12 protein-coding genes are annotated in these 12,393 nt (G+C 74.1%); 1 reads left to right on the plus strand and 11 read right to left on the minus strand.

The window, feature by feature from the left end:
- Positions 1-247: 247 nt before the first annotated feature.
- From ACFYVJ_RS33120 to ACFYVJ_RS33150, 7 genes are all read right to left on the minus strand, one after another.
- Positions 248-1,375 carry a hypothetical protein gene (locus tag ACFYVJ_RS33120; RefSeq protein WP_388899653.1) on the minus strand — a complete coding sequence of 376 codons (1,128 nt, stop codon included), beginning with the start codon at positions 1,373-1,375 and terminating at the stop codon, positions 248-250.
- A 90-nt stretch (positions 1,376-1,465) separates the two neighbouring features.
- Positions 1,466-2,512, minus strand: a complete 1,047-nt coding sequence (locus tag ACFYVJ_RS33125) for an LLM class flavin-dependent oxidoreductase (RefSeq protein ID WP_388899655.1) — start codon at positions 2,510-2,512, stop codon at positions 1,466-1,468.
- Between the two features lie 64 nt (positions 2,513-2,576).
- A complete protein-coding gene (locus ACFYVJ_RS33130; RefSeq protein ID WP_388899657.1) occupies positions 2,577-3,725 on the minus strand; it encodes a hypothetical protein in 1,149 nt (382 codons plus the stop codon).
- Positions 3,715-5,925 (minus strand): xanthine dehydrogenase family protein molybdopterin-binding subunit, encoded by a 2,211-nt coding sequence (locus ACFYVJ_RS33135; protein ID WP_388899659.1) that lies wholly within the window; start codon positions 5,923-5,925, stop codon positions 3,715-3,717. The genes ACFYVJ_RS33130 and ACFYVJ_RS33135 overlap by 11 nt, the downstream gene beginning before the upstream one ends.
- A complete protein-coding gene (locus ACFYVJ_RS33140; protein ID WP_388899661.1) occupies positions 5,922-6,923 on the minus strand; it encodes an FAD binding domain-containing protein in 1,002 nt (333 codons plus the stop codon). The genes ACFYVJ_RS33135 and ACFYVJ_RS33140 overlap by 4 nt, the downstream gene beginning before the upstream one ends.
- A 4-nt stretch (positions 6,924-6,927) precedes the next feature.
- Positions 6,928-7,422 (minus strand): (2Fe-2S)-binding protein, encoded by a 495-nt coding sequence (locus ACFYVJ_RS33145; RefSeq protein WP_388899663.1) that lies wholly within the window; start codon positions 7,420-7,422, stop codon positions 6,928-6,930.
- An 84-nt stretch (positions 7,423-7,506) separates the two neighbouring features.
- The gene (locus ACFYVJ_RS33150; RefSeq protein ID WP_388899666.1) at positions 7,507-8,253 is read right to left on the minus strand and encodes an SDR family oxidoreductase; all 747 of its coding nucleotides are present in this window, start codon (positions 8,251-8,253) and stop codon (positions 7,507-7,509) included.
- 64 nt (positions 8,254-8,317) lie between these two features.
- On the opposite strand from ACFYVJ_RS33150, the gene ACFYVJ_RS33155 reads away from it, so the two are divergent.
- Complete coding sequence (locus tag ACFYVJ_RS33155) at positions 8,318-8,665, plus strand: MerR family transcriptional regulator (RefSeq protein WP_388899669.1); 348 nt, start codon at positions 8,318-8,320, stop codon at positions 8,663-8,665.
- A gap of 58 nt (positions 8,666-8,723) precedes the next feature.
- Here the strand turns inward: ACFYVJ_RS33155 and ACFYVJ_RS33160 are convergent, their stop codons facing one another.
- The 4 genes from ACFYVJ_RS33160 to ACFYVJ_RS33175 are packed head-to-tail and all read right to left on the minus strand — an operon-like array spanning position 8,724 to position 12,392.
- Entirely contained in the window at positions 8,724-10,007 is a 1,284-nt protein-coding gene (locus ACFYVJ_RS33160) for an MFS transporter (RefSeq protein ID WP_388899672.1), read from the minus strand.
- Positions 10,004-10,492, minus strand: a complete 489-nt coding sequence (locus ACFYVJ_RS33165) for a MarR family winged helix-turn-helix transcriptional regulator (protein WP_388899674.1) — start codon at positions 10,490-10,492, stop codon at positions 10,004-10,006. The genes ACFYVJ_RS33160 and ACFYVJ_RS33165 overlap by 4 nt, the downstream gene beginning before the upstream one ends.
- Before the next feature lie 34 nt (positions 10,493-10,526).
- Positions 10,527-11,150, minus strand: coding sequence for a Pycsar system effector family protein (locus ACFYVJ_RS33170; RefSeq protein ID WP_388899677.1), 624 nt, complete (start codon positions 11,148-11,150; stop codon positions 10,527-10,529).
- Positions 11,151-11,183: 33 nt separating this feature from the next.
- Entirely contained in the window at positions 11,184-12,392 is a 1,209-nt protein-coding gene (locus ACFYVJ_RS33175) for a hypothetical protein (RefSeq protein WP_388899680.1), read from the minus strand.
- Between the last annotated feature and the right edge of the window lies 1 nt (position 12,393).

Genomic DNA, 12,393 nt, shown 5'->3' on the forward strand with positions numbered 1-12,393 from the left:
TCCGTGCGCTTCCGGCACCCCAGGAGACCGGCCGTGACAGCGGGGGCGCGGACGTCCACGGACGCCTGCGAAACAAGATCGGACAACTCGTAATGCGTAGGTCAAGGGTTCGATTCCCTTAGGCGGCTCCACTGGACCCCAGCTCGGATTCTCTGAGCTGGGGTTTCGCTTTGGACGGATGGCCTGGTGGGTGGGGGCAAGGGGGAGGCCCCGGACGTGGGGGGTCCGGGGCCTCTGGGGGCGGGGGTTACTTCAGGACGTTGAGGAAGTTCGTGGCGTCGTCGACGAAGTACACCGCGTCGCGGTCCAGGTCCACCGCCAGGCCGAACAGGGCGCCCGCGCCGGGTGGGTCGCCGCTGCTGTCGAGTTGCCGGAAGGCCACCTGGAGGCCCCTCGGGGTGGTCTCGACGATGTTGCCGTCGCCGCCGTTGGTCGTCAGGATGTTGCCGTTGGGGGCGATGGCCAGGCCCAGGGGGCCGTTGAGGAAGCCGTCGCTGGTGACGACCCGGCCGGTGCCGGCGCTGGAGTGCCGGGACAGGGCGTGGGGGATGACCGTGATCCGGTTCTCGACCGTGTCCGCGACGTAGAGCGAGCCGTTCTTGGCGAGGCCGACGCCGGTCGGGCCGATCACCAGGGCGGCGGGGTCGGTCTTCTGGGCGAAGCCCGAGCCGATCGTGGTGGTCTTCACGCGGTGCGGCGGCTGCTTGCCGTGGCGCTTGAGGGTGATGCGCAGGACGGTGCCCTCGTCCACTTCGTTGCCGCCGCCCGCCACGGTGCCGTTGAGCACGTTGGTGACGAACAGGTCGGTGCGCTTGCCGTGGCTCGCGGCGGTCATGTCCCACGGGCCGTTGATGCCGCCGCCGGCGATCGTCTCGCGGACCTTGCCGTGGTTGTCGAGTACCAGCAGGCAGCCCGCGCTGGCGGTGTCGGAGGTGCCGTCGGTGGTGGGCAGGCTGCCGACGACCACCCAGCCGCCGGGCAGGATGCTCAGGGCGGTGGTGAGCCCCACGCCGCCGGGGCAGGGGCCGGGCAGGTTGTCCGGGTCGATCTGGGCGAACAGCCTGGCGTGGCCCCGCGGGCTGATCTGGACCAGGGTGGTGCCCGTGCCCTGCTGGTTCTGGCTGTTGTTGAAGTTGCTGACCAGCACGTTGCCGCGGCGGAGCTTCCCGCTGTCGCGCGGGACCACGGCCGTTCCGTACGGGTTCACGTCGCCGTTCGCGGGGACCGTGGAGGCGACCGGGCGGACGGTGTGCAGCCGGCCGAGGAACGATCCGTGGGCCGGGGCGGCGCCTGCCGCAGCCGTTGTCGAGATGGCCACCGCGGCTGCCAGCGCGGACAGCCTCCGTGCCCATGGCGACAGAATGTTAATTCTCATGTGCACAAAGTTAAAAGTGATGGTGCAATCGGTGCGTACGGCCACGCGTTGCCCTCGGGTTATTTCGCCCGGACGGTGCACGCCTCGTGCTCAGGCGAGGAGCCGGGCGAGTCGGGCCATCTCCGTGGGCGGGTCGGTCACCGGCTGGACGAGGAGTTCGTCGATGCCCGCCCGTTCCAGGGCCGTGATGCGGGTGAGGAGGTCGTCGCGGGTGCCGACGAGGGCGAGGGCGTTCGTCAGCGAGGGCAGGATCAGGTCCCGGTCGCGCGGTGCGATGCGGCAGAGGTAGCCGGGGTAGATCTTGGTGTACCGGTCCGGTGCGGTGCCGGTGGTGCCGCGGCGGTGCAGGAGGCGGCGTACCGCCTCGCGTTCGTCGGGGCCGAGGTGTTCGGTGACGGCCGGGGTGTCGGCGGCGAAGGCCAGCAGTGACATGACGAGATGGCCGGTGGCGTCCCGGGCCGCGTCGCCGGTGACGTCCTCGTCCTCGTCGAGTACGTGCAGCGCGGTGATCAGGTAGGAGTCCCCGGAGGGGCCGGGACCGGGGGCGGCGGCCTGGCGGCGGGCGGCGTGCAGGGCCTGCCAGGCGGCGGGGTCGAGCAGGCCGAAGGAGATGAGGCCGGTGCCGCGGCGGCCCGCGACGGCGGCTGCCCTGGGTCCGCGTAACGCGGCCACGACGAACTCGATCGGGTCGGCGGTGTTCACGTGCGCCCCGGTGTGCAGGAAGCGGACGTCGCCGGCCCGGTCTCCTTCGCGGTACGCGGCCGGGCGGCCGGCGCACAGGTCCTGGAGCGCGGCGACGAAGTCCTCCAGCTCGGCCGCCTTCGTCGGCGGCATGCCCAGGGTGCGCCGTGCGGTGTTCCCGGTGCCGACGCCGCAGATGATCCGGCCCGGCGCCAGGGCGTTGAGGCTGGCGAACGCGCTCGCCGCGGCCGGGGCGGAACGCAGCGCCGGCGAGGTCACGCCGATACCGAGCCTGATGCGGCGGGTCGCCTGTGCGCAGAGGCTCAAGGCGACGAAGGGGTCCCCGTGGACCATCGGGGTGTCGTACACCCAGAAGCTGTCCAGGCCCAGCTCCTCGGCCCGTACGGCGAGCTCCGCCACCCCGGGGTGCGCGGCGACCACGACTCCTGCACGCATCCGGCCTCCAAGACACGGGGATCCGGTCGGACCGGGTCCTACCCGCGGACCCGGCTCCCGCCACCTACGCGGGCGTGCGCACCGGCCATCGCTTCCAGACCACCACGTGCAGGATCACCGCGGTGCTCAGGGCGTTGAGCATGACGTGCGTCGTCCAGCTCCATGCGCGCGGCTGCGGGACGGCGAGGGCGTGGGCGAGCTTCGGCAGCAGCCAGACCAGCAGCACGGTGAGGGCCAACGCCATCAGTACGGCGAGGGTACGGCCCGGTCCTGGCGTCCACCGGATCGCGGGCCACGCCTCGAACAGCATGGACACCAGCAGGACGCAGCCGATGGCGGTGCCGGCGGTCGCGGTGATCCGGGGTCCCGGCCAGTCGAGGACGTGGGCGGTGAGCAGGTAGCCGGCCCAGCCGCACGCGACCACGACGGCGTTGCCCAGCAGGAGCCGCAGCCACGTCCGGTCGATACGGGCGAACGGCCAGCCGCGCAGCGCGACCCAGAAGAGCATCTGCCACGCGCCGATCGACGTGAACCAGGCGCCGTAGTCCTCCGACTCGATCGCGTCCGGGCGCACCACGACCGCCCAGGCGGTCAGGCCCAGCGCCCAGCACACCCCCACGGCGGCGAGGCCCGCCGGTATGGGGCGCAGCCGGCCCAGCGGCCGGCGTTCGCAGACCAGGGTGAGCTGGAGCATGAGGGTGAAGATGCTGCCGGCCAGGGAGTTCGCGGCCGGATCGAGACCGGGGTGCGCGGGTCCCGGGGCGAACACCCCGACCAGGTCGGAGCCGTTGACGACGAGCTGGCCGAGTACGGCCAGCACCGCGCCGCCGGCCACGACGAGCGCCGTGTCGTACAGGCCGGACCAGGGGCGGGGGAGCAGCGTGCCGGGCCAGTCGGCCCACCAGAACGCGATCATCGCCATGATCGGCAGCGCGAACGTGGTGATCGGCCCGAGGACGACGAGGGAGTGCAGGGCGCCGCCCGCGGCGGCGGACAGCAGCACGGTGACGGGGACGACGAAGGCCAGCCCGGCCAGGCCGCGCACCGGCTGGTGCCGTCTGGCGTCGGCGAGCGCGGCCGGGCTCAGCGCGTCCGGCCGGCTGACCGAAGGGCGGCCGGGCGACGGGCGTCCGCTCGACGGGCGGCCGGCCGGCGGGCGGGAGGAGGGGGTGGTGCCGGCGGGTGGTGTGGGCGCCGGTTGTTCAGAGGACATGTTCCAGCCGGATCGGCAGCCGGCGGATGCGCCGGCCGGTCGCGTGGTGCACGGCGTTGGCGATGGCGGCGGAGACGCCGACCATGCAGACCTCGCCCGCGCCCTTCACCCCGGCCGGGTTGAACCGCAGGTCCGGTTCGTCGATGAAGTCGACGTCGATCCGTTGGATGTCCAGGTTGACCGGCACCGCGTAGTCCTCCAGCGTCGTGTTGAGGAACCCGCCGAACCGGGTGTCCACCTCGCTCTCCTCACGCAGTGCCTGCCCGATCCCCCACACCACGCCGCCGCGGACCTGTCCGGCCGCGGTGACGGGGCTCGCGACCCGGCCGCAGTCCACGACGGTGACCACGCGCGGCACCCGGATGCGCCGCGTGGCCGGTTCGATCCGGACCTCGACGAAGTGCGCGGCCCAACTGAAAGTGACGAACTCGGGGTAGACCGGTCCGCCGACGGCGAGGACGCCCTTGTCGAGCTGTGCGAGGTCGTCCCGGGTCTGGCCGGGTGCGAGCGTGGTCGCCTCGACGGTCACCGCCGGCTTGTTCGTGGCGCGCACCGCGGCCGCGACGTCCACGTCGCCGGAGTCGGGGACGGCCAGGGCCGTGCGCAGCTCGCCGAGGGCGGCCTGCACGGCGGGCAGCGCGCTCGCGGTCCCCCAGGATCCGGCGGTGAGGTGCTGCGGCGCCACCCGGGTGTCACCGACCCGTACGATCACCGTGTCCACCGGCACGCCGAGGTCCGCTGCGACGAGCAGCGTGACGGCCGAGCGGATGCCCTGGCCCAACTCATGCCCGCCGACGCCGACGACGAGGGTGCCGTCGGCCGCCGCGGACAGCCGTGCGACGACCGGCACCATGCCACCCGGATAGCACCCGGCCGCCACGCCCCAGCCGACCGCCGAACCGTCCTCCGCGGTCATCGAGCCCGGCTCCGGGTCGCGTTCGGCCCAGCCGAAGCGGGCCGCGCCGCGGCGCAGGCACTCGGCCAGGTGCCTGCCGGAGAACGGCAGGCCGGTGACCGGGTCGGCTCCGGCGTCGTTGGCCAGCCGTAGTTCCACGGGGTCGCGGCCGGTCACGCAGGCGAGTTCGTCCACGGCCGATTCGAACGCGAACATGGCCGCGCTCTCGTACGGCGACCGCATGAACCCGGGGGTCTGCACGTCGGTCCGGACCAGGCGCTGCTCGCCGCGGAAGGCCGGCACCGCGTACAGCCGGGACGACACATCGGTGATCCCGCACGGGAACAGGTCGTGCCGCGAGGTCTGCTGGTCGACCTCGTGGATCGCTGCGAGGAGTGTGCCGTTCTCGTTCGCGCCGAGCCGTACGCGGTGCACGGTGTTCGGCCGGAACGCACCGAGGTGGAAGACCTGCGGCCGGGGCAGCACCATCTTCACCGGCCGGCCGAGCCGGCGCGCGGCGACGGCGATCGGCCCGAGGTGCAGATGCATGGAGTTCTTCTGGCCGAATCCGCCGCCGACGTACGGGGAGCGAACCTCGACGTCGGCCGGATCGATGCCGAGCTGGGTGGCGAGCCCGAACCGCACCGCGTTCGCGTTCTGGGTGGTGTCGTCGACGATCAGCCGGTCGCCCTCCCAGTGCACGACGCTCGCGTTCGGCTCCATCGGCATCGCGTGCTGGGCGGGGTGCTCGTACGTGCCGGTGATCCGCACCGGGCTGGCCGCGAACGCAGCGTCCGCGTCGCCGACCTTGATATCGGCGGTGAACGGCAGCGGGATCGCCTGCTCCTGCAGTACGGTTTCGGCGCCCTCGGCGTCGACCGTCGCCGCGAACGGCTCGTCCTGGTACTCGGCCGTGACCAGCAGTGCCCCCTCGGTCGCGGCGACCAGCCCGTCGGCCACGACCAGCGCGATCGGCTGGCCCCGGTAGGCGATGCGGTCGTCGCGCAGCGGCTGGAGGCTCTGCACGGCGTGCCCGCCGGCCAGGAGGAAGCCCACGTCGTGCAGTTCGTCCGGCCCGAACCGCGTGATCACCAGCAGGACGCCGGGCACGGCTTCCGCGGCGGAGGTGTCGATGCGCACGATGCGCCCCTTGCCGGTCCGCGCGGTGGCCCACGCCGCGTACGCGACGTTCTCCGGCACCCGGTCGGCGGCGTAGCGGGCGTGGCCGGTGACCTTCTCACGGGCGTCGACGCGGCGCGTGTCCAGCGGCCGGCCGCCGGTGGGGGGAGTGCCGGTGACCGTCATCGGGTGGCTCGCTCTCCGGCGATGCGCAGCGCGTCGGCGACGGTGCGCACGCCCAGTTCGATGCGGAATCCGTTCTCGGTGCCCGCGCGTGCCTCCGCGAAGGCGGCCTCCCCGGCGCGTCGCGCCGACTGCGGCGTCAACGGCCGTCCGATCAGGATCCTTTCGGCCTCCATGGCCCGCCACGGCCGGGTGGCCACGCCGCCGAGCCCGATGCGGCAGTCGCCGACCGCGCCGTCCGCCTCCACGGCCAGGCCGACGCCGGCGGCGGCGAGGGCGAACGCGTAGGACTCGCGGTCGCGGATCTTGAGGTACGTGGATCCGCGCCCGGCCGGGGTCGCGGGCACCCGGATGCGGACGATGAGTTCGTCCGGGGCGAGCACGTGCTCGCGGGCCGGGTCGTCGCCGGGTTCGACGTGCAGTCCGGCGAGCGGCACCGTACGTTCCCCGCCGGGGCCGACGACGTCGACGACGGCGTCGAGCGCGATCAGCATGACGGCGAAGTCCCCGGCGTAGGTGGCGACGCACGCGTCGCTGCCGCCGAGCAGCGCGTGCGTACGGTCGTGGCCGCCGACGGCGGCGCAGCCGCTGCCCGGCCGGCGCTTGTTGCAGGGGAACTCCGGGCCGTTGCGGAAGTACGGGCAGCGGGTGCGCTGCAGGAGGTTCCCGCCGACGGTCGCCATGGTGCGCAACTGCTGCGACGCGGCGCGCCACAGCGACTCCGACAGGCCCGGGTACGCGGCCTTGACCGCCGGGTGGTCGGCGACGTCGGCCATGCGGGCACCGGCCCCGAGGACCAGTTCCCGCGGGCCGGCCTCGATGGTGCGGAGTTCGGCGATCCGGTGCACGTCGACGACCGCGGGGGGCGTCTCGATGTCCAGCTTCATCAGGTCGTAGAGGGTGGTGCCGCCGGCCAGGATCCTGGTGCCGGGCTGCGCGCCGCCCAGCGCGGTCACGGTGGCGGCCACGGTGCCGGGCGCGGCGTAGGTGAAGGGGCGCACGGTGTCAGGCCCCGTTCCGTACCGCGTCCGCGGTCTGCCGTACGGCGGCCACGATGCCCACGTACGCGGCGCAGCGGCAGATGTTGCCGCTCAGGTACTCGCGGATCTCGTCGTCGGTCCCGCAGTGGCCCTCGGCGATGCAGGCGATGCCGGACATGATCTGGCCGGGCGTGCAGTAGCCGCACTGGAGCGCGTCGTGGTCGATGAACGCCTGCTGCAGCGGGTGCAGCCCGCCGTCCGGGCCGGCGACGCCCTCGATCGTGGTCACGGACTGGCCCGAGACCTGCACCGCGGGGGTCAGGCAGGCCAGCACGCGCCGGCCCTCCACGTGCACCGTGCACGCGCCGCAGTGGCCCTGGTCGCAGCCCTTCTTCGTGCCGGTCAGCGCGAGCTGCTCGCGCAGCACGTCCAGGAGGGATTCCCGGGTGTCCACATCGAGGGAGACCTCCCGGCCGTTGACCGTACAGGCCCATGGCAATTTCACCGCATTTGTGACCATGCGAGGAGATTGTAGGGAGGCCGTGAGGTCCCGGCGCGGAGCGGCGGACCGGCGCGCCTCCCGCGGCCCGGGGCGCGGGGCCGGTCAGACGGCGCCGGCGCGGATCTCGTCGTAGAGGCGGGTGGGGTCCTCGGCCAGGGACTTCTTGACGTGGGTGCTCCAGGCGTCGGCCAGGACCTCGGCCCGGCCCGCCTCGACGCCGTCCAGACCGGCGCGGGCGACCGGGGCCGGGTCGCCCTTGGGGCCGGTGTAGGCGGCGCTGAAGTCGGTGTCCACGGCGCCCAGGTGGAGGGCGGTGACCAGGGTGTGCTGGGCCGCCAGTTCCATGCGGACGGCGTTGGTCAGGGCCCACTGGGCGGCCTTGGAGGCGTGGTAGCCGTTGGTGCCCGGATAGGCGAACCAGGACTGGGCCGACAGGACGTTGAGGATCGCGCCGCCGCCGTTGGCGGCCAGCGCGGGGGCGAACGCGCGTACGACGTTGAGGGTGCCCCAGAAGTTCGTCTCCATCTCCGCGCGTACGGCGGCGAGGTCGCCGGTGACGAGGTCGGTCCAGTGGGAGACTCCGGCGTTGTTCACGACGAGCGTCACGTCGCCCGCCGCCCCGGCGGCGGCCGCGGCCTGGGCGGGGTCGGTGACGTCCAGCCGCAGCGGTACGACGCCGGGGAGGTCGGCCGACTCCGGGCGCCTGGCCGCCGCGTAGACGCGGGTGGCGCCGCGGTCCAGGAGCTGCTGGGCGAAGAGGCGGCCCAGGCCGCGGTTGGCGCCGGTCACCAGGGCGACCGAGCCGTCGAGGCGGAGGCCGGGGGCGGGGTGGGTGTGCGTGGTGGTCATACCGGTACGCTAAGACCTACCGTTGACGTCAGGTGCAAGTCCTGTGCCGAGGAGGGAGGTGCCGGTGCGGATCGGAGAGGTCGCCAGGCGCTCCGGGGTGAGCGTCCGGGCGCTGCGCTACTACGAGGAGCAGGGGCTCCTCACGCCCACCCGCAGCGGCGGCGGGCAGCGCCAGTACCCCGACGGCACCGTCGACCGGGTCCGCTTCTTCCAGCAGCTCTACGCGGCCGGGCTGCCCAGCCGCCGCATCGCGGAACTGCTCCCCTGCGTCGACACCGGCACCACGACCGGCGAGCAGCGCGCCATGCTCGACGCCGAACGGGCCCGGATCAGGCAGCAGATAGACGAGTACACGGCCGCCCTCGCCCGCCTCGACGAGATCGTCGCGGCCGCGGCCGAGCGGCGGGCCTGACCCACCCCCGACCGCACCGGCCCAGCCCCGGCCCGGCGCCGCCGGCTGAGGAGGGCGGTCACGAGGCCGGCTGGGCGGCGGGTTCCTGCGCGGCCGGGGGTGCCGCTTCCGGCGCCGGGGTGCGGTAGGCCCTGAGGGGGGTGTTGGCCGCGGCTATCGCCGCTATTGCCGCCACCGCGGCCAGGCCGCCCGTGACCAGGGAGACCGTCGCCGAGGTGGCGGAGGCGACGAGGCCGCCGCGGAAGTTGCCGAGTTCGGGTCCTGCCACGCCGATGACGTGTTCCACCGAGGAGACCCGGCCCCGGTAGGCGTCCGGGGTTTCGAGCTGGACCAGCGCGCTGCGGGTGACGACCGAGACCGTGTCGGCGGCGCCCGCCACGGCGAGGCAGGCGAGGGCCAGCCACAGGGGTCCTGCCAGGCCGAAGCAGGCGAGGGCCAGGCCCCAGACCGTGGCCGCGGTGAGTTGGACCAGACCGCCGCGGCGGACGCGGGTGACCGTGCCGGAGAGCAGCCCCGCCGTGATGCCGCCGACCGCGACGGCGGAGAGGAAGAGGCCGAGGGTCTGCGGATTGCCGTCGAAGCGGACCTCGTTGACGAGGGGGAAGAGCGCGACGGGCATCGCGAGGAGGGTGGCGGACAGGTCGGTGGCCATGGAGCCCCACAGCGTGTGGCGGCGCAGGACGATGCGCCAGCCGCCGCGTTCCGCCCGGCGTCTGCCGCCCTTCGCCCGTACGCCCTCGGGGCGCAGGGAGGGGAGGCGGAAGACCGCGGCCATCGCGACGGCGATCGCCGCGGCCTGGGTGGCGTACGCGGCGGGGAGGTCCCAGCGGGCGATGATCAGCCCGGCGGCCGCCGGTCCGGCGAGCATCGCGAACTGGAAGGAGACGTTGTTCAGCGCCAGGCCCGCCGCGACCTGGTCGGCCGGCAGCAGCCGCACCGGGAAGGTGCGCCGGGCGGGGGCGCCGAGGGCGGCGAAGGTGGTGCTGAGAGCGACCAGGGCGAGCAGGAGGACGACGTTCCTGTTGTCCGCCAGCGCCTGCGCGCACAGCGCGCCCGCGGCCAGCAACTGGCCCGCCGTCGTGGCCCGTACGAGCGTGCGGCGGTCAACGGTGTCGGCCAGGGTGCCGCCCAGGAGGCCGAAGAGGACCATCGGCACGCCGGTGGCCAGGCCGATGGCGCCGGTGCCGACCGGGCTGCCCGTCAGGTCCCAGACCTGGGCGAGCACGGCCACGAGGGTGATCTGCGCGCCGAGTTGGGAGGCGGAGGTGCCGATCCACAGGGCGCGGTACGCGGGACTGCTGCGCAGCGGGCGGGTGTCGAGGAAGCGGACGCGCCGGCTCATCGGGGTGGCTCGACGAGGTGGTCCTCGATGCGCTCGCGCATCGACCGGTCCGCCAGCGCCGCCCGTACGTCCTCGACCACCGCGGTCATCGTGTACGGCAGGGTGTCGTTCAGCTCCGCGATCGACGCGTGCGTCGCGCGCCACTCCGCCTCCAGGAACGGCACGAGCGAGCGGCCGCGCTCGGTCAGCTCGATCCGCCGGGTACGGGCGTCGGGCCCCGGCTCGGAGGTGACCAGGTCCTCCTTGCGCATGGCGGCGATGGTCTGGCTGACCGCGGAGTGCGAGCGGTGCAGGGACTCCGCCAGCTCGCGGATGGTCAGCGGCCCGGTGTGGGCGAGCCGGATCAGCGGATACGCGAACCGCGGGCGTACGCCCTTGATGCCGCGGTCGGCGTAGACCTGCTCGATCTCGGCGTCGAGTCCGGCGAGGAGCGTGTGCAGGGACTGCCAGGGGTCGGGCAGCTTGGTGGGATCCGTAGATGTCACAGCGCTAATATAACAGCGCTGCGATAGTTGTCCCTCAGAGCAGCGCCGCCGTCGCGAGCACCGCACCTCCCGCCGCCAGGCACCCCACCGCCCACCGCATCCAGCGGTATTTCGCGGCCAGGATCACCCCCAGGTCGTACGACTGCTCCAGCAGCCAGCGCCCCGGATCCCGCCCCGCCGCGAGCACCGCCGCCGTCGCGTCGCCCCGCCCGGGGCCGCGGTGGAGCGCGGTCGGCGAGGGGCCCGCGCGCGAGGGTCCCGCGCGCGGGCGGCCCGGTCGCGTACGGGGGAGGGTGACGATGGCCAGCATCGCGATCCCCGCCAGCCACAGCACCACCCCGGCCACGCCCACCGGGCCGGAGCCGACGCCCGCGCGCACGGCCGGGAGGGCGAGCGCGGGCAGGGCCACGCCGCTCGACAGCAGCACCGCCGCCTTCGTGTCGGCGCGCGCGATCTCCTCGCGCAGGGTGGTGAGCAGCCGCTCGGCGACGTAGCGGGGGCCCGGCTCGGAGAGCGGGGAGACGGCGCGAGGCGGGAGAGGCGGCGGGACGGACGTGAGAGGCGGCGGGACAGGCGGGGCGGGCGGCGGGTCCTCCGGCGCCGCCCCCGCGGCGGCCCCCGACGGCGGATCCTGTGGTGCGGTGTCCGGGGCCGGCATCGTCCCCGCCTCCCGTCTCGTCGCTCGGCTCGGTCAGTCCGTCGCCGCCGGCGGGTCCGGCGCTACGGGCGCCCCCGCGGCCTCCGCGGCCTCCGCGCCGTCGTCGCCCTCCGTCGCCTCCCAGTACAGGCTGCGCCGCGCGCCCGTGGCACCGCCCGTCAACTGCGGCAGCGAGTCCGACGTGACGTGCCGCGTGCCGGACCGCAGGAACTCGACCACCACCATGGCCTGGTCGCCCAGCTCCCAGCGCTCCAGGAGCCCGCCGTCGATCAGCCGGGACATCAGCTCCATGCCGTCCTGGCGCTCCTTGCGCTGCTCCTTGCGGAACATCTGCCGGATCTCCGCCAGATCCTTCGGGTTGCGCGCCATCATCTCCGCCATCAGCGCGTGGTCGCCGCTCTCCACCGCCTCCTGGAAGCCGGCCGCCCATTTGCGGATCAGCTCGCGCTCGTTGTCGTCCCTGAGGCCGCGCAGCCCGTGCTTGAGCCGTTCCAGGTCCGTCTGGTGCAGCACGCGCCCCATGCTCTTGCCGTGGTCCTGGATCAGCCGGTCCACCGAGATGGTGACGAACACGTCGAGGTCCAGGCCGAACTGGCTGCCCAGCGGCTGCGTCCGCAGCTCCGCCCGGACGGCGTCGCGGACCTCCTCCGCGCTGTTGATGGAATAGCCGCGGGAGACGTCGCGCAGCCGCTGCTCCAGCTCCGGTACGAGCAGCGCGGCGACATCGGTGACCTGCGACCGGGCCACCAGCAGCGGGTTGTTCACCTGCCACCGCACGTCCACCTCCGCGGGGAAGGTCCTGCCGTTCTCGGCCGCCGGCAGCTCGGCCGTGAACGACACGGTGTGCCAGCCGAGTTGCAGCTCGAAGGCGGTGTACGGGCGCGGGAACCACCAGCGCAGCAGGAACCGCACCCCGCCGTCGGGGTGCACCGTCCGCGTCGGCCGCCCGCGGTAGTAGAGCACGGTCGCGACCTGGGCGCTGGGGTGCCTGTACGGCCACTCGGGGCGGTACTCGCGCAGGAACGGGCCGGCCAACTGCTGGGCGGCGGCGGGCCGGTCGGCCGGGGTCTTCGGCTCCGGGGCGGCGGGGGTCAGCCCCGTCAGCCGGCCTGCCCCGGGGCCCGGCGCGGGCGGCGGCCCGGGTACGAATCCCGGTATCGGTGCCGGGCCGGGCGCGAGGGGCATCGGCGGCGGGCCCGGCGCGGGGGGCGGGGCGGGGACGGGTGGCGGCTGGATCGGCATC

The organism is Streptomyces sp. NPDC004134 (assembly GCF_042874195.1).
Taxonomy (GTDB): domain Bacteria; phylum Actinomycetota; class Actinomycetes; order Streptomycetales; family Streptomycetaceae; genus Streptomyces.